Annotated in this window: 11 protein-coding genes; 2 read left to right on the forward strand and 9 right to left on the reverse strand. The window is 68.1% G+C overall.

Annotated elements, in window-relative coordinates; all coding sequences use genetic code 11:
* Positions 1–132 precede the first annotated feature (132 nt).
* The 5 genes from CA951_RS17635 to CA951_RS17655 form a co-directional block, all read right to left on the reverse strand.
* Positions 133–1,353 (reverse strand): helix-turn-helix domain-containing protein, encoded by a 1,221-nt coding sequence (locus tag CA951_RS17635; RefSeq protein ID WP_256973895.1) that lies wholly within the window; start codon positions 1,351–1,353, stop codon positions 133–135.
* A gap of 44 nt (positions 1,354–1,397) precedes the next feature.
* On the reverse strand, positions 1,398–2,774 hold the full coding sequence (locus CA951_RS17640) for an FAD-binding oxidoreductase (protein WP_087558062.1): 1,377 nt from the start codon (positions 2,772–2,774) through the stop codon (positions 1,398–1,400).
* A complete protein-coding gene (locus CA951_RS17645) occupies positions 2,771–3,484 on the reverse strand; it encodes a transporter (RefSeq protein WP_087558063.1) in 714 nt (237 codons plus the stop codon). Before CA951_RS17645 ends, CA951_RS17640 begins: the two co-directional genes overlap by 4 nt.
* Positions 3,485–4,078: 594 nt before the next feature.
* A complete protein-coding gene (locus tag CA951_RS17650; RefSeq protein WP_087558064.1) occupies positions 4,079–4,861 on the reverse strand; it encodes an RsiV family protein in 783 nt (260 codons plus the stop codon).
* Between the two features lie 29 nt (positions 4,862–4,890).
* Positions 4,891–9,429 (reverse strand): non-ribosomal peptide synthetase, encoded by a 4,539-nt coding sequence (locus CA951_RS17655; protein ID WP_087558065.1) that lies wholly within the window; start codon positions 9,427–9,429, stop codon positions 4,891–4,893.
* A gap of 165 nt (positions 9,430–9,594) precedes the next feature.
* Here CA951_RS17655 and CA951_RS17660 point away from each other — a divergent pair, with 165 nt between their 5' ends.
* Together CA951_RS17660 and CA951_RS17665 are read left to right on the forward strand one after the other, a co-directional pair.
* Positions 9,595–10,578, forward strand: a complete 984-nt coding sequence (locus CA951_RS17660) for an LLM class F420-dependent oxidoreductase (RefSeq protein ID WP_087558066.1) — start codon at positions 9,595–9,597, stop codon at positions 10,576–10,578.
* 98 nt (positions 10,579–10,676) lie between these two features.
* On the forward strand, positions 10,677–11,681 hold the full coding sequence (locus CA951_RS17665) for an LLM class flavin-dependent oxidoreductase (RefSeq protein ID WP_087558104.1): 1,005 nt from the start codon (positions 10,677–10,679) through the stop codon (positions 11,679–11,681).
* A 34-nt stretch (positions 11,682–11,715) separates the two neighbouring features.
* On the opposite strand, the gene CA951_RS17670 is transcribed toward CA951_RS17665, so the two are convergent.
* From CA951_RS17670 to CA951_RS17685, 4 genes are all read right to left on the reverse strand, one after another.
* The gene (locus CA951_RS17670) at positions 11,716–12,825 is read right to left on the reverse strand and encodes an NDMA-dependent alcohol dehydrogenase (protein WP_087558067.1); all 1,110 of its coding nucleotides are present in this window, start codon (positions 12,823–12,825) and stop codon (positions 11,716–11,718) included.
* A 23-nt stretch (positions 12,826–12,848) separates the two neighbouring features.
* Complete coding sequence (locus tag CA951_RS17675) at positions 12,849–14,357, reverse strand: aldehyde dehydrogenase family protein (protein ID WP_087558068.1); 1,509 nt, start codon at positions 14,355–14,357, stop codon at positions 12,849–12,851.
* A gap of 116 nt (positions 14,358–14,473) precedes the next feature.
* Positions 14,474–16,111: a sigma-54-dependent Fis family transcriptional regulator gene (locus tag CA951_RS17680; protein WP_087558069.1), complete on the reverse strand. Its 1,638-nt coding sequence runs from the start codon at positions 16,109–16,111 to the stop codon at positions 14,474–14,476.
* A gap of 174 nt (positions 16,112–16,285) precedes the next feature.
* Positions 16,286–17,449: a lipase family protein gene (locus tag CA951_RS17685; protein WP_087558070.1), complete on the reverse strand. Its 1,164-nt coding sequence runs from the start codon at positions 17,447–17,449 to the stop codon at positions 16,286–16,288.
* Between the last annotated feature and the right edge of the window lie 13 nt (positions 17,450–17,462).

A 17,462-nucleotide genomic window follows, 5' to 3' on the forward strand; every position in this document is an offset into this window, starting at 1 on the left:
CTACAGCAACCCGCGGCCCCTTTCTGGCGTATTCGGTTCCCACCCCTAGGTGGGGAACGGGGGATGCCGTTGGCGGACGACGTGCTGTCGAGGCATCCCCCACCGAAGAGGGAGAAGACAGAACGCCGTCCGTCAGTCGCGCAACTGCACGAGCATGAGCGCGGCGACCACACTGGCGGCGTTGTCGGCGAGCGGCACGGGCAGCAGCTGATCGGCACGGGCGAGCCGTCGCTCGATCGTGTTGCGGTGGGTGAACATCCGCTCCGCGGCGGCGGAGCCGTTGAATCGTTCCCGGACGTAGGTCAGCACCGTCTGCCGCAGCACCGGGTCGGCGGTCGCGAGGTCACCCAGGGTGTCGGTGACGAACTGATCGGCTTGCGCCATGTCGGCGGTGAGCACCGACACCAACGCGACGTCCTCGTACCGGACGACGGGGTGTGCCGAGCCCATCCGCGTCAGTAATCGCTGCGCGGTGGCGGCGTCCATGTGGCTACGGCGAAATCCGTCGAGATCCCGGCCGCAACGCCCGAACGCGACACGGATCCCCGGGTAGGCCGACAGGACGTCCTCCGCGGTCTCGGCAGGCGGGACCGTGTCCGCCGGCATCCACACCCACAGCGCGGTCGCGCTCGCGGTCAGCGTCAACCGGCGCGGGGCCGCGCATAACTTCATCACCGCCTCGGCAACCGCGTCGAGACCCGTGGCCTCGTTGGCGAAGTCGCTCCAGATGATCGCGGCGACGTGGCCGCCCGTCAGTGCGTACCCGAGACGCGATTCGGCCAGCGCCCGGCCGATCGGGGCACCTTCGAGCAAGAGCTGGACGGTGGAGTGCCGCTCGGCGTTGGCGCCCCGCGCGAGGTCAGCGCGTTCCTGAACGACGTACTCGTCGAGCGCAGCGATCGAATCGTCGATGAAGGTCACCAGCGACCGCTCGGACACCTTCATCAGCTCGCGCAGCTCCACGACGTCGACGGTCGCCTCGAAACAGGCGTCGACCCACAGGTCCCACCCGGCGTGCTGGGCACCGCGCCACGAGCCGAGGTCGTGCATGTCCAGGCCGCGTCGCACCAGGTCGCGGGCGAACTGCAGGACCTCCGGGTCCAGGCACGGCGCGACTCGCGTCCCAGGCTCGTGCAGGATGGCCGACAGCCAGTGCCTGAAATAGGCCTTGCTCATATGACGGTCGGCCGCCGCGAGCTGCGGGTCTTCCACCGGCGCGCGGTACTCGGCACCCTGGTGGGCAGCGGCCAGCACCGCGTCGACCGCCGCGCTCGTCGAGGCCAGCAGGCGCTCGGCGATGTCGCGCATCAGCTCAGCGATGCGTCGGCTCGGTCGCGGCCACAGTGAGTCCACTGTCGCACTGTAGCGCCACACGATGCACCACTTATCCAGCTCGGTCAGGACGGTCGAGAAGGCAGTCGACGGAATTGCGCCGCGGTGAAACCCTTTCGGGCGTTCCGTCGACTTCCGTTGATCAGGTCGTTGACGCGGTCGACGGCCCAGACCGTTCGTAATCCGAATCGGCCCATCATCATCGGGCGAGCGAACTTCGGCTCCTCGATCCAGACGGTGCGGAGATCGTCGGCCGGCGTGCCGGTCACGATCAGGTCCGCGATGAGGGACCCGAGGTAGGGAGCCTGGGCGAGCCCGTGGCCGTTGCAGGCGACCGAGTAGAAGACGTCGTCGCCGATCTTCCCCGCGATCGGCAGCCAGGTCGACGTGATCGCGATCCATCCTCCCCAGGCGCGGTCCACCGCCACATCGGCCAGGGTCGGGAAGCGTCTTGCGAAAGCGTCCGCGAGTTCGGCGACCAACGCCGGGTCGGGGCTCTTCTCGGGTAGCGGGTAGCTCTTGCCCCGCTCGATTCGCCGGACCCCGCACACGATGGTGTTCCGTGAGGTCAGGCGGTAGTTCTCCATGATGTTGTGTTGGGTCACCAGCCCGGAGCGGCTGGTCCATCCCAGGGCCGCCAACCGCTCGGGGTCGATCGGCTCGGTCTCCACCTCGACCACCCACATCGGCGACGAGAGACGCTTGGGCGCGATGTCCCACTCACCGGCGAAGGCGTTCGTCGCGAGCACCACCTTCTGCGCACGGACCACACCACGCGGAGTCGAGACGACGACCCCGGCACCGTCGCGCGCGATGTCGGCGACCTTCGACTGTTCGAAGACCCGCGCAGACGAGGAGAGCACGGCGCCGCGCAGTCCGCGAGTAAACTTGCCGGGGTTCATGATTCCGCCGTGCACCTCGCGCAATCCGTTGACGAACCCGTGCGGGACGCCCAGTTCCCGACTCGAACCCTCTTCGACGTGGGCACCCGCACCGCGCAAAATCTTGGCCACGCGGCGTACGCGCCCCATCTGGCCGCGCGAGACCGCTGTGAAGACGTTGCCGGTGGGCTCGTAGTCGCAGTCGATGCCGAGCGTCTCGATCAGGTCCTCGACGTGGTGCGCCGCGTTCTCGGTGAGACGGATGATCGCAGGCATCCGCTTACGGAAGAACAGGTTCAGCAACTGGATGTCGCCGCCCGGTGCGCTCGCCAGTTGGCCGGCGTTGCGCGAGGCCGAACCGTACCCGCAGAATTCCGCCTCCAACAGAACGGTGTCGACTCCGCGCTCGGCCAGTCGCAGCGCCGTCGACATACCCGCCAAGCCGCCTCCGATGACCGCGACCCGGCAGGTGAGGTCCTCGGTCAACGGCGGACGAACATCGGTGGGCGGATCGATCCACCCGGTGAAGGTGCTGTACACCGTGTTCGAGGTGGTCGTCATGCGAATTCGGCTCCATGGGTCGTGGCGGGAGCTGCGATGCCGTTCGGACCGACGTCGACCCGCCGGTTGTGGGCGTCGAAGGCTGCGTAAGCCTTGTAGATGACGAGCATCGCCAGCCCCCAGGTGAACAGCGCCAGGGTGTAGAAGATGGTGTGGTTCGCGTCGTCGCCGGGGATGGGCCAGAAATCGTAGATGCACGCTATGACCATGTTGAGCGCGGTCGCAACGCCCATCGACACCGCGTGAATGCGCTCGCCGACAGCCCAGAGTCGCCACGCGAAGTAGCACAGAAACAGCGAGGTCGCCAGCGCGGCCACGAGGAAGAACACCTTCCCCGGGGTCCCGATCTCCTCCGCGAACTCGGACAGCATCACACCGAGAACAGCGCCGACGGCGAACGCACCGACCTCGACGGCGATCGACGGCGTGTACCGGTGAGTGACCGCCAACAGTCCCAATACCAGGATCACGGTGAAGCCGATGGACCGCGAGAACGCGTCCAGAAAGTAGGCGATGTGGAACATCGGCGAATCGTGGCCCGCCTTGACCATGCCGTAGACGAGGAAATTCGTCCCGGACACCCCCATGATGATCCACTCGAGCCCGATCAGATAGTTCTGATGGTTCCGAATGAACTTGACCCCGTAGATCAGCCCGACGGCAATCATCCACAGGTCTGCTACCGCGAACAGTAGGTCGCGAACGGTCATGGCCTCTCCTTGCGTGTGACCTGAATCTCGTGCGGTCCCAGACTCGCGCGATGTCGAAGCCGATCGCTACGCCGAGGTGCACCACATGCCGCCACCGATGCAACACACTGCACCATTGAGCCGTCTGGCCACGGCAGTACGGCGTCGGCGTGTGCACTGTGCACCACCTCGATGCGCAGGAGGGGGCACAGCGGTGTAGTCGACCGACGCTGTTTCCGAGCACTGTGACAGCTCAGGAATCGGCGCCGCCCACTACGCCACCCGCGCATTCCCCGGCAAGCGCGAACAGCTCCGTTCACCGCGCGACCTTGACACGACCCGTTCCTTGAACCCGAGGAGACAACGACATGCTACGAACAAGCTCCGACGACATCGCGATACTGAATCTCGCCCGACGCTGGGCGCCCTACGGCCGTGTCCCCACCGGCGAAATATGGGTCACATTCGGAATGGATTCCGCTCAATTTTATGCAAACCTCACCCGGATACTGGGCACCATCACCGCTCGCGAACTCTCACCCGACCAACGCCACTCCCTCGAACAACTTGTCGCGCGGCGCCACGCAGAGAAGGGGACTTACAGCCCTGCGATGTCTAACTCGACACGACGGGAGCCAGTTCGGGGTCGATAACGTCCGCCAGGTCCTCCCAAGGCACCGTGACGGTGACGAGTCCGATGGCGTGCGGTCCCACCTGGTAGTCGTTGAAGTGGATCTCCATGCCCGCCGGGGTGGCCAGCCAGTTGGCGAAGTTCGCCTCGGTCGGCTCGATGCCCGATCGATCGAAGTCCGATCCGGCGACCGTCTCGGGGAGCAGGCGCGCGGAACTGTCCGACAGCGCCTGGAGCCCGGCAGGCAGGTCGGGGAACAGGTCGCCGAGCGTGATCGGCGTGGCCGTGTCGGAGTTCACCACCACCGTCGCGACGATCGGCGTGGGATGCGCCCCGGGTGGATCGGCGTTCCAGGACGTCACCAGCAGTCCACTGATCACGTGCTCACCGATGTGCGCCACGCTGTGTTCCTGGCTGCTCAGCGTGAACGCGTCGGTGCCCGAGCCGTCGATCTGGTCCTGGAGCGCGGCGCGCATCGATTCGTTGAACTCGGCGGTGACCGCCGGGTCGCCGCCCTCGATCTGCGGGATGAGCACGTCGTAGCGGACGCGTCCGGTGGAACCGGTGACCTGCAGTTCGGCCTCCGTGTACGGCGCACCCGCGGGTGTCGCGGTACCGGTCGACGGGTCGGTCGTGGACGGTCCCGCGTCGGACACGGTCGACGGCTCGCTCACCGCCGTGCCGGACCGGTCGGAGCAGGCGACGGGCGCGAGGAGCACGGCGCCGCCGACCAGTGACACCAGAATCGATCTCCGGAAGCCTCTCATCAGGCATCTCTACCACGTCCGATGTCCGCTCACCTACCGATCGGGTCGACGACGGTGTGCAGCGTGTCGACGAAACCCTGTGCGGTGGATGCGTCGTAGAGGTCGGCGGAATACACCAGTTCGGCATCGATTCCGGCGGGCCTCCCGTCGACGTCGTGACGTTCGGTGAAGTGGAAGTGCAGATCACACTTGGCGATGTCGAGCGGACGCGGAGTGACCTCGAAGTCGAGCCCGGACACGGTGAGGGCAGCGGGCGCGAAGTTGTTCAGCGACAGCGCAACCTGGAACAGCGGGTGCAGCGACGGCGACCGGGGCGGGTCGAGTACCTGCACGAGTCGTTCGAACTGCACGTCGGCGTTCGCCAGAGCGCGAAGTTCCACGCCGCGGGATCCTTCGACGATGTCGCACAGCGTCATGCTCGGGTCGACCCGGGTCCGCAGAACCAGCGTGTTGACGAACATGCCCACCACGTCGTCGAGCGCCGGGTCTCCCCGACCTGCGATCGGGGTGCCGATCGCGATGTCGGGATCGCCGCTGAGGCGGGCGAGCAGGATCGCCACTGCCGACCTGAGCGCCGTGAACAGGCTGGCGTGGTGCTCGTGCGCGGTGGCCAGCAGGCCTCGATGCGCATGCTCGTCGAGCGAGAACGGAAGTCGCCCCGCCCGGTACGTCCACTGCTCCGGCCGGGGGCGATCGGTGGGCAGCGCAAGCTCCCCGCGCAGCCCCGACAGTTCCTTCGTCCAATGGGCGATCTGCTTCGACGCGACACCCGCCGGGTCGTCCTCGTCGCCCAGCAACGCCCGCCGCCACACCGTGTAGTCCGTGTACGTCGCGGCCGGCGGCTCCCAGTCGGGCACCCCACCTGCAGACCGGGCAGCGTAGGCGTCCGCGAGATCCCGTGCCAGCGGCGCGAGCGACCAGCCGTCCGCGGCGATGTGGTGGACGACGCACGCGAGCAGGTGGTCGCGGTCGCCGAGCCGGAACAGCCGGGCGCGCAGCGGCGGGTCCCGCCGCACGTCGAATCCCGCGGACAGCAGGTCCGTCATCCGGGCCTCCGCTTCCGCAGGGCTCGTCACCACCGGGCGCAGATCGGGCATCGCGTCGGCCACGTCGAGCACGTGCTGGTACGGCCCCGACGGCGAGTCGGGGAACACGGTCCGCAGGGCCCGGTGCCTGCCCAGGACGTCCGCCATCGCCGAGCGCAGGGCATCGGCGTCGAATTCGCCGCGCACGCGCACGGTGAAGGGGATGTTGTGGAGAGCCGGTTCCACGACGGTGCGGTCGATGAAGAACTGCGACGGGGACAGCGGCACGAGGGCGGGCAACGGTGTGGCACCCAGCTTCGGCCCGCGCTGCGGGCGGATGGCCGGCGACTGTGCGCAGGCCTCCGCGACCCTCAGTGCCAGTGCAGCGACCGACGGTGCGTCGAAGAGGTCGCGCACGCCCATGCCGGTGCCGAGCTCGGCGTTGATCCGCGCGACCACCCGGATCGCCGACAGCGAGTCGCCACTGAGGTCGAAGAACGAATCGTCGGCACCGACCGCGTCGACACCGAGAACCTGCGCGAACGCACGCGCGACCCGACGCTCCGCCGGCGTCTCGGGGTCGCGATGAGGCACCGAGTCCGAGCCGAACTCCGGCAGCGGGAGCGCAGCCCGGTCGAGCTTCCCCGTCGGTGTCAGCGGGATCGAATTCAGCAGCATGATCGATTTCGGAACCATGTAGTCGGGCAGGAATCGTGCCAGCTGCGCTGTCAGCATTTCACGATCGATCGAGGCGCCCGGCTCGACCATGATGTAGGACACGAGATTCGGGTTGCCTGCCGAGTTCCGGTGCAGCACCGTCGCCGCGAACGCGACACCCGGTTGCGCGGTCAGCGCGGCGTCGATCTCGCCGAGCTCGACACGGAATCCGCGAATCTTGATCTGGTCGTCCGCCCTGTCCAGGAACTCGAGCGTCCCCGTTTTCGTCCACCGGACCACGTCCCCGGTGCGGAACATCCGGGACCCGCGGCGGCCGAACGGGTCGGCAACGAACCGTGCGGCGGTCAGGCCGTGGCGCCGGTGATAGCCCCGTGCGAGTGCCGGGGTGGCGAGGTAGAGCTCACCGACGGCGCCCGGCGGCAGCGGACGCAGGCGGTGATCGAGAACCACCGCGTCCACGCCGCGCATCAGGGAGCCGATCGTCACTCGCTCGTCCGGTGAGATCGGATCGGTGAGGGTGACGCTGCACGTCGTCTCCGTCGGACCGTACGCGTTGCGCATGTCCTGCCTGCCTGCCCACCGCCGCACCAACTCCTGCGGGCATGATTCCCCTCCGACCAGCACCAACTCCAGGTCGTTCGTCGCGCCGGAGTCGATCGCGGCCAGCGCGGACGGCGTCGTCAGAAGGTGGGTGACGTGTTCGTCACGCAGCAGTCGCAACAGCTCGTCACCACCGAACACACCGGGCGGGGTCACGACGAGCGTCGCGCCACCGATACAGGCCGCGAGTACTTCGACCAGCGCCGTGTCGAAACTCGGTGAAGCGAAGTGCAGGATCCGCGACCGCGCTGACACCGCATACTTGTCCCGGATTTCCTGGGCCAGGTTGGCGAGACCGCGATGGGTGACGACGACCCCCTTCGGTGTTCCGGTCGAACCGGACGTGTAGATCAGATACGCGGGATGGTCCACGAGCAGGGGGCGTGTGCGTTCCACGACGGCCGAGACGTCGGAAGAGTCGCTCCGACAGAGAATTTCGAGTTCATCGACATCGGCGGTCAGCCACTCGATGTCACCGGGCAGCCGGGCGCGCTCGGAGCGGACCGTCAGCCCGACCGTCGCGCCGCAATCGCCGAGGGTGTACGCGATGCGAGCCTGCGGATGTGAGGGATCGATCGGAACATACGCCGCACCGGCCTTCGCGACCGCCCACAGCGCCAGCACCGACTCGATCGACCGTGGAACGGACACCGCGACGACGTCCTCGGGCCCGATACCCCGAACTGTCAGGAGGCGCGCCAGCCGGGTGGCGAGCCGGTCCAGGTCGCCGTAGGACAGTGCGCGCCCCCGGTCGGTGATCGCGATCGCCGCCGGGTCGTTCGCGACGGTTCCCGTCAGGAGACGATCGAGGGTGACGGCGTCCGTATCCGGAAGGCCGCGCGCGGGTGCGAATTCCGCGCGTTCGCCCGCGAAGAAGACGTCGAGGTCGGCAACCCGCGCGTCCGACTCGACCGCTGCGGTGAAGCGGTCGAGGAACGCGAGGAAACGCGCATGGTGCCCGGCCAGTTCGGCGTCGTCGTACAGTGCCGGGTTTCCCTCGAAATCGATGCGGGCGGCGGCTCCTTCGGACCCGGGATAGATGTTGACGGCGAGATCCGCGACGGGACCGGTGGTAAGTACCCGGACGGTCCCCTGCACGGCGCCCAGCGTGATCTCCTTCGAGAACATCATGACGTTGACCACCGGCCCGAAATGCAGGAGTTCGACCCCACCCGAGGCGAGGTCGCGGCCGATGTCCTCGCGGCGGTAGCGTTGCCGGCGCAGTGCCGCCGCCAAACACGCCTCCGCGGTGTCGACCGCACGGCCCACGGCCGAGGAGCCGATTCCGTTCAGCCGCAACGGGATCACGTTGGACACCGAGCCGCCGGCATGCCTGAGGCAGGCCGTTGTCCGCGCCGACACGGGCAGGGACAGGACCACGTCTTCGGCGCCGGTCATCCTGGCGAGATAGGACGCGAAGGCGGCGACGGTCACGGCCGTCGGATTCCTTGTGCTGCCGCTCGCAGGCGTGTGCCCGGTCGCTGTCCGGGCGTCGACTTCCGGTCGCGCCGTGCGGCCGCTCAGGCCGAGGACCGACGCCGGGCCGCTGCCCTGTTCACGCCAATAGTCGCGGTCGCGGGCGAACCGGGTGGAGGCGCGGTAGGCTGCGTCTTCCCGCACGAGACGTTCCGGTCCGTCGATCCGGCAATCCGGGGGTTCCCTGCCCTCGACGGCGGCGACGTACAGTTCGGCCGTGCGGCTCATCAGCATCATCGCGGCGTACCCGTCCGACACGATGTGGTGGGCGCGGGAATACCAGTAGTAGTGATCGTCGCCCAGCCGCAGGATGTGCGAGACCAGGAGCGGACCGTCGTACATGTCGGTGCGTGCGGTCCGGTCGTTCCGCATCCAGCGGTGCGCGGCGTCGACGGGATCGACCTCCCCGCCCAGATCGGTGACGGGTACCCGATCGTCGACGGCCGGATCCACGACCTGATGCGGCTGTCCGTCGATGTCCACCAGGCGCACCGATCCCCAGCCGAATTCTCGGTTCGCGCGACGGGTGGCGTCGCGGAGGGCAGCCAGTTCGACCGGCCCGTTCAGCTCGACGTAGTGGGCGATGACGTACGGGACGTCCGGCGTGAGCTGCTGCGCAAACCAGATGGAGCGCTGCGCCGCGGTCAGCGGCAAGGCGCCGGCGGTCGAACGCGCCGGCGGCGCGAGCGGACGTTGCAGGACGGCCACGTGCGGCCGGGCGGGTGTGGGTCGCTCCGGGCAGGCGCATGCCGTGCCGCCGGTTTGCTGCGAGTCGAAATACGTGTTCATCTGGCCCCCCTCGGGCTGTGCTCTGCAGGTCCGCCTCCCCACTGCGGGTCTCCCCACCAGCGTGCATCACCTCGAGGCGGTGCAACAGGGACCCCAGGGTGGTCACCTTCCTACCCTCGAAAATAAAAGAGGTGCCCCGGCTGTCATCCGAGTACCGTCGACCGGGTGACTATTCGCCTTGGATATCAGATGCCGAATTTCAGTTACTCCACCCCGGTCGCGGACCTGTTCCCGACTGTGATCGCACAGGCCCGTGAGGCCGAATCCGCGGGCTTCGACACCGCATTCGTGATGGACCACTTCTATCAGCTGCCGGGCCTCGGTGAGCCCGACGAACCGATGCTCGAGGCATACACCGCCCTCGGCGCCCTCGCCACGGCCACCGACAACATTCAGCTGTCCGCCCTCGTCACCGGCAATACGTACCGCAACCCGCCCATGCTCGCGAAGTCGGTGACCACCCTCGACGTCGCCAGCGGCGGACGCGCCGTCCTCGGGATCGGGGCCGGCTGGTTCGAACTCGAGCACCAGCAGTACGGCTACGAGTTCGGCACATTCACCGACCGGTTCGAACGCCTCGACGAGGCGTTGCAGATCATCGCGCCGATGCTGCACGGTCAACGCCCGACGTTCGACGGCAAGTGGTACCACGTCGAGAACGCGATCAACGAGCCGCGGATCCGCGACGACCTGCCGATCATGCTCGGTGGTGGCGGTGAGAAGAAGACGTTCGGTCTCGCCGCCCGGTTCGCCGATCACCTGAACATCATCTGCAACGCGAGCGAGTTGCCGCGCAAGCTCGAGGCACTCGACGCGCGGTGTTCGGAGATCGGCCGCGACCGGTCCACCCTGGAGACCAGCTACCTGGCCTTCGTCATCATCGACGAGGACGGCGACCGTGCCCGGCAACTCCAGCACGACTTCCTGCTCGCGCGGGGAGTCGACCTGTCGAAGGCGTCGGACGAGGAACGCGCCGCCGCCACCGACCGGCAGTTCTGTGGTGCGCCCGACGAGGTGGCCGAGCAGATCAAGACGCGCATCCTCGACCCGGGCATCGACGGCGTCGTCCTCAATCTCGTCGCCAACGGGCACGAACCCGGCATCGTCGAACTCACCGGCCGCACGTTGCGACCGCTCGTCGAGGCCTGACACCGGCCAGGAATACGCGCACTACCTCCGCGGTTGTACCCGGAGGTAGTGCGCGAGGCTAACCTCTCGCACCTCGGTGACGAAAGGTGAAGAAGCCCGTGAGTGCTGTTCTGTCGATTCTGGATCTGGCCTACATCCGCGAGGGCGACACGGCGCGGGACAGTTTCGACGCGAGCGTGAAACTGGCGCAACTCGCGGAGACCCGTGGGTACCGCCGCATCTGGTACGCCGAGCACCACAACATGCCGTCGATCGGCTCCTCGGCGACGAGCGTCCTCATCGCGCACGTCGCCGCGCACACCCAGAACATTCGGCTCGGCGCCGGCGGCATCATGCTGCCCAACCATGCGCCGCTGACGATCGCCGAGCAGTTCGGCACCCTCGCGACCCTGCACCCCGGTCGCATCGACCTCGGTCTCGGCCGCGCCCCCGGCAGCGACCAGAAGACGATGTACGCGCTGCGCCGTGACGCGGCATCCGCGGACCGGTTCCCGCAGGACGTGCTGGAACTCCAGGCGTACCTCAAAGGCGTGTCGCGGGTACCCGGCGTCGACGCGATCCCCGGCAAGGGCACCAACGTTCCCCTGTACATCCTCGGATCCTCGCTGTTCGGCGCCCAGCTCGCCGCGAAGTTCGGCCTGCCCTACGCCAACGCGTCCCACTTCTCCCCCGACTCGCTCGTCGACGCCGTCACGCTGTACCGGGAGCGGTTCGAACCGTCCGAGGAGCTGTCCGAGCCGTACGTGATCGCCGGCGTCAACGCCATCGCCGCCGACACCACCGAGGACGCGCACCGGCAGTTCGAAGCCTCGCTGCGGCGGCGGGTGGTGCAGATGGTCGGACGCGGTCAGAAGTTCACCCCCGAGGAGGTCGACCTCATCATGACGTCCCCGGCGGGTCAGCAGGTCGCGCAGATGGTGCGGTACTCGGCGGTCGGCACACCCACCGAGGTCAAGACGTACCTCGACGAGTTCGCCGAGCACGCGCAGGCCGACGAACTGATCGTCGCCTCCCACGCCGAGAACACCGAGTCCTGGCTGAAGACGTACGACTCGCTCGCCGACGTGTGGCACTCCGCACCCGCGCGCCTTTCTGGTAGCTAGGACAACCAGAAAGGCGCACGGGCGGCGAAGCCGCCTACGCGTGGACGATCACGCCGCGGATGTTCTTGCCGTCCCGCAGATCCTGGTAGCCCTCGTTCACCTGCTCGAGTGTGTACTTGGTGGTGATCAGCTCGTCGAGCTTGAGCTGACCCGCGTCGTACAGCCGCAGCAAGCGGACGATGTCGTATTGCGGGTTGGCCGAACCGAACAGCGTGCCCTTGATCGTCTTCTGGTTCAGGGTGAGGTCGGTTCCCGACACGTGCACGGTGAGCTTCGCCGGGTCGGCGAGACCGGTGATGACGACGGTGCCACCCTTGCCGATGACGGCGGTCGCGTTCTGCACGACCTCTTCGTCGACGGTCCCGACCAGGATCAGCGCCTGGTCGGCGCCCTGCCCCCAGGTCAGTTCGTTGACCTTCGCGGCGGCCTCGGCGGCGTCGGCGAACGCGTGAGTGGCGCCGAACTTCAAGGCGGCCTCGCGCTTCATCGCCACCGGGTCCACCACCACGACGTACTTGGCGCCGGCGCTGACGGCACCCTGCACGGCGTTGATGCCGAGTCCGCCGATGCCGTAGATGACGACGGTGTCACCGGCGCGGACGCCGCCGGCGTACACCGCGGTGCCCCAACCGGACGGCACACCGCAGCCGACGAGGACGGCGGTCTCAAGCGGCAGCCAGTCGTCCACCTTCACCACCGAGTGCTGCGAGATGGTGGCCCGCTCCGAGAACGTGCCCAGCATGCACATGGCGCCGAAATCGTCCTTGCCCGAGTGGAACCGGAAGGAGCCGTCGGGCATCGAACCCTCGAGAATGGTGGCACCCATGTCGCACAGGTTCTGGCGGCCGGTGGCGCAGTAACGACACGTACCGCAGTTCGGGATGAAGCTGCAGACCACGTGGTCGCCGGGCTTCACCTTGGTGACACCGGGGCCGACTTCCTCGATGATGCCCGAGCCCTCGTGTCCGCCGACGATGGGGTAACGCGGCGGCAGGTCGCCGTCGGTGAGGTGCAGGTCCGAGTGGCACAGGCCTGCCGCGACGTACTTGATGAGCACTTCGCCGGGGCCCGGGCCGTCCAGTTCGAGTTCCATGATCTCGAACGGCTTGCCGGCTTCGAGCAGAACGGCTGCTTTGGTCTTCATGTCTTCTCCTCGTTGAGTGACGGTCAGAGTGCGATGTTGACGGCTTTGGTCTGGGTGTAGAGGTCGATGGCGGTGGCCCCGAGTTCACGCCCCCACCCGGACTGCTTGTATCCACCGAACGGCATGGCGGTGTCGAACCCGTTGTACTGGTTGATCCACACCGAACCGGCCTTGAGCTGGCGGGCAGTGAGGTGCGCCTTGGACAGGTCCTTGGTCCAGATTCCGGCGGCGAGGCCGTAGATGCTGCTGTTCGCCGCCTTCGCGACGCCCTCCTCCGCGTTGAAGGGCAGCGCGGCGACGACCGGACCGAAGATCTCTTCCTCGACGATGCTGAATTCGGGCTTCACGTCCACGAACACCGTCGGCTCGACGTAGAAGCCGGTGTCGCCCCAGCGCTTTCCGCCGGTGAGGGCGCGGGCGCCGTCGGCGAGTCCGGCGGCCAGGTAGCCGGTGACCTTGTCGAACTGTTCCTGCGACACGAGCGGTCCGAGCTGGGTGGTGGGGTCGAGTCCGGGGCCGATCTTGACCTGGCTCGCGGCCTCGGCGACCGCGGCGGTGAAGTCGTCGAAGATGCTGTCCTCGACGAACATCCGGGTTCCTGCGACGCAGCACTGGCCGTGGTTGAACAGCCAGGCGTTGAGCGACCCGGTGACGGCGGCGTCGAAGTCCGCGTCCGCGAACACGACGTTGGCGCTCTTGCCGCCGAGTTCGAGCGACACCTTCTTCAGGTTGCCGCGGGCGGCGTCGACGATCTTCTTCCCGACCTCGGTGGAGCCGGTGAACGCGATCTTGTCGACGTCGTCGTGCGCGGACAGCGCGGCCCCGGCGTCGCCGTAGCCGGTGACGATGTTGACGACACCCGGCGGGAAGCCGGCCTCTTCGAACACCTCTCCGAGCAGGAGCGCGGTGAGCGGGGTCTGCTCGGCGGGCTTGAGGATCACCGTGTTGCCCGCCGCGAGTGCGGGGGCCAGTTTGAACGCGGCCATCAGCAGCGGGAAGTTCCAGGGAACGATCAGTCCACAGACGCCGACGGGCTCACGCAGTGTGTACGCGTGGAACTGGCCGCCGGGGACGAACGGCATGCTCACGTTGACCGTGCTGCCCTCGATCTTGGTGGCCCAGCCCGCGAAGTAGCGGAAGATGTCGGCCGACCAGGCGACGTCGACGGCCGCGGCGATGCCCGCCGACTTACCGTTGTCCAGCGCCTCGAGCTGACCGAATTCCTCGGCGCGCTCGGAGAGGATGTCGCCGACCCGCCAGATCAGGCGTTCGCGCTCGTTGGGCTTCATGGTGGACCACGGGCCCTCGTCGAATGCCGTGCGTGCGGCCCAGACTGCGCGGTCGACGTCCTCGGCGCCACCGCGTGCGACGGTGGTCAGCACCTGCCCGTTGGCGGGGTCGATGGTCTCGAACGTCTCGCCGCTGGCCGATTCCACCCACTGCCCGCCGACGAGGAATCGCTTGGTGCCGGACAGAAAGTTCCGTACCGACGGCAAGAGTTCCGCTTGGCTGGGTTCGATCGTCGCTGTCATCAAAACCTCCGAAGTTGTGAATGTGACGTGGCTCATAGTGCACTGATTGCCATATCACTAACTGTCCTGACTTCGGACACCTCCGGACGGTCGCGGATCGGTAGATGAAACTGCAGCTAGACGGTGATTTCGAGGGCCCGCATCCGGACGTAGAGCGTGCTGCGGCTGATGCCCAGCGCGGCCGCGGCGTGCACCTTGTTGCCGCCACATTCCTGCAGTGCGTCGACGATGGCCTGGCGTTCGGCGCGCTCGCGGCCCGCCAGCCGCGACACCCGCGGCGGCGTCCGATACTGATCGGGCAGATCCGCGACGGCGAGGTGCGCGCCGGTGCGCCCGCGCGCGGCCGCCTGCAGCACGACGGACAGTTCCGCGATGTTGCCCGGCCAGTCGCGGGCGATCAGAGCGTCGAGCGCGCTCGCGGACAGCCGGAGACCCGGTTCGACGGAGTCGAGGACCGCCTGGGCGAGGTCCGCGAACTCACGGGTCCGCTGACGCAGCGGCGGCAGCACCACCTGACCGGGGCACCGGCCTGCCAGACCCGCCACTCCCGGCGGCAGGTCACCGAGCGGCGAACTGGTCATCACGATCCGGGGTCCCGCGTCGGCCGCCAGCATCTTGACGACCAGCGGCAGCATCGATTCGGGCAGCAACTGCACCTCTTCGATCGCCAGGACCGCGGAGGGTCCGGCCGCCAGGGCGAGCAGTCGGTCGATCCACGCTTCGGCGCCGTCGAGGGCGATCGCGGCAGCGTCCATACATACGAGCGACTTGTCGCCGGCCAGATCGCGGACCGCCGTGGTCCTGCCCGTTCCCGGCTCGCCGCTGATCACCACCGGATCCCGCGTCTCGCGCAGCCGCGACAACTCCGACCTGCTGCGTTCGACGACGGAACTCGACGGCGACTTCCCGCGCCGGATGGGGGTGCTCGTCCGGCGGTCCGGGCGGACGACGAACACCGCGCCGCCGTCGGTGCCCGCCACGTGGTCGGCCCGGACCAACGCCGGTTCCCCCGAGGACAATTGGATCCGCACCGTCTTCGACTGCTCCGGGCGCAGGTCCGCGGCAAGCCCCCGCAGCGTCGCGTGATCGGACACCTGGAGCAGGTCGAGCGCGACCCGGTTGCTGAGGAGGATGTCCTCGCCGATCGCGGTGACCGCCATCTGGTTCTGCGGCGACACCCGCTGGAACGCGTCCACGAGCCGCTGCTGCGACACCCGGGACCCCTCGAGCAGCCGTCGTTCGATGTCGCCGGCCGCGCGGGCCAGGAACGGGGCGAACAGCGGGTTGGCCCGCGACGCGACGCCCGTCATGTCGAGGATGCCCTCGACGCGGCGCGTCACCGGATGAACGATCGGGTGCCCGTAACAGCTGAGGTCCTTGAACCGCTCGAGGTAGTGCTCCTCGCCGTGGATCACGACCCCGCGCCGGACCTCCAGCGGCGTCCCCAGCGCGGTGGTCCCGACGCAGTCCTCGCCGAACCTCGACCCCAGCACCGCCCCGGCGCCGTCGATCAAGCGCTCGAGTTTGCGGCCGTCGAAGAGCCGGGCGACGATGCGGCAGTCGCGGTCGGCGAGCAGGACGCAGAAACCGGTGCCCTGGATCTGCTGTTGCATCTCGTCGAGGACCGGCCGGGCGGCCTGCAGCAGCCGGCTGGACTTGTCCAGGTCGGGGCAGGGATCGCCGCTCGGCGTCGACGTCGGTTCCAGCCCGCTGAGCGCCGAACGCTTCCAGGACAATGCGATCTCCGGCCGCATCGCCGCGTGCCCCGTCGTGCCGCCAAACTCCAACCTCGACTCCTTGCCGCGCGCGGATCCAGCCGTGCACCGGTGCACGACTCACATCCGAACGTACCCACACCGTGTGACCCACGCCATAGTGCCCGAGGGCGCGGCGGGCAACTGTCCGGATTCTGGACAGTGCCCGTTCGGTCAGTCGAACAGGCCCCGCACGAACGGGATGGTGTCGGCCTGCGAATCGACGAGCGTGCCGCTGTGGTCGGTTGGATAGGTCTTGAACGTGACCGGCTCACCGTTCGCGGTGAGCGCCGCGACCAGCGAGAACGCCGACGGCGCGGGTACGTCGATGTCGGTGAGCCCCTGCCCGATGAACAGCAGACGGTCGTATCCGCTCGTCGGGACGCCCATGTAGTCCACGAGCAGGCCGCGGAAGTTCGGAATCGTGTTCAACGGCCTGCTGAACAGGTCGCCGACCACCACACCTTCCGCGGCGTCGTGAAGTTCGTTGACGCACAGCTGTTCCGCAGCGTCCACGTAGTGCGCGCCGAGGGGTGTGAGATACGAGTCGAGGTCGATCTCGGGGTGCGCCGACCGCAGTCCCGCGAGGATGTAGAACAGGTACGACGTGAGCCCGGCGGGGATCGCCGTGGGCGGCACCCCCGGGCCGAGCGGCAGCAGTGTCAGTTCGATGTTCGCGGGAACACCCGTTCCGACGGCCCCGCGGTAGTCCAGCGTCTCCCCGCCGAACTCGGTGGCGTAGCGGGCGGTCGTGATCGCGGCCCCACCACCCTGCGACTGTCCGACCACCACCCACTTGTTCGACAGCGACTCGTCGACGGCGCGTGCGGCCTTCACCGAGTCGACGACGCTGTGCGCCTCGACCTTTCCGTCGAGGTACGGCATCACACCGGGTGTGCCGAGGCCGACGTAATCGGTGGAGACGACGGCGTACCCCTGCTCGAGCCACCGTCCGAGGTACGGATAGTCCCGCTCGGGGAGGGCGGGGCCGACGAGCGAGGGTGCACAGTCGTCCGCGAGTCCCGACGTTCCGTGCGCCCACGCCACCACCGGCCAACCTCCGTCGGGCGCCTCCCCCGGTGGCACGTACACCGCACCGCTGCTGAGTGCGGGGTTCCCGTCGGACCCGATCGACCAGTAGGTGATGCGCTGCGCATCCGTGGTGCCGGGGATCCAGAGATCGGCAGGCAGCGGCTCGACGTCCACGACGCTCCCCGGCGTGCGGTCCGCCTCGTCGGCGAACGCGGCCGGGGAGGCGAGGCAGGTGCCGCCGACCGTCAGGGAAGCGATCGCGACGGTTACGGCGGCTCGTGCCCGTCGTACCGAGTGTGTCTTCACCGCTTCAAGATCC

Origin of the sequence: Rhodococcus sp. NCIMB 12038 (assembly GCF_002165735.1) — a bacterium.
In the GTDB taxonomy this organism is placed as follows: domain Bacteria; phylum Actinomycetota; class Actinomycetes; order Mycobacteriales; family Mycobacteriaceae; genus Rhodococcus_F.

Excerpts from the sequence above, each read along its gene's own strand:
- CA951_RS17640 (WP_087558062.1), bottom strand. The coding sequence starts at position 2,774 with ATGACGACCACCTCGAACACGGTGTACAGCACCTTCACCGGGTGGATC.
- CA951_RS17645 (WP_087558063.1), bottom strand. The coding sequence starts at position 3,484 with ATGACCGTTCGCGACCTACTGTTCGCGGTAGCAGACCTGTGGATGATT.
- CA951_RS17650 (WP_087558064.1), bottom strand. The coding sequence starts at position 4,861 with ATGAGAGGCTTCCGGAGATCGATTCTGGTGTCACTGGTCGGCGGCGCC.
- CA951_RS17655 (WP_087558065.1), bottom strand. The coding sequence starts at position 9,429 with ATGAACACGTATTTCGACTCGCAGCAAACCGGCGGCACGGCATGCGCC.
- CA951_RS17670 (WP_087558067.1), bottom strand. The coding sequence starts at position 12,825 with ATGAAGACCAAAGCAGCCGTTCTGCTCGAAGCCGGCAAGCCGTTCGAG.
- CA951_RS17675 (WP_087558068.1), bottom strand. The coding sequence starts at position 14,357 with ATGACAGCGACGATCGAACCCAGCCAAGCGGAACTCTTGCCGTCGGTA.
- CA951_RS17680 (WP_087558069.1), bottom strand. The coding sequence starts at position 16,111 with ATGCGGCCGGAGATCGCATTGTCCTGGAAGCGTTCGGCGCTCAGCGGG.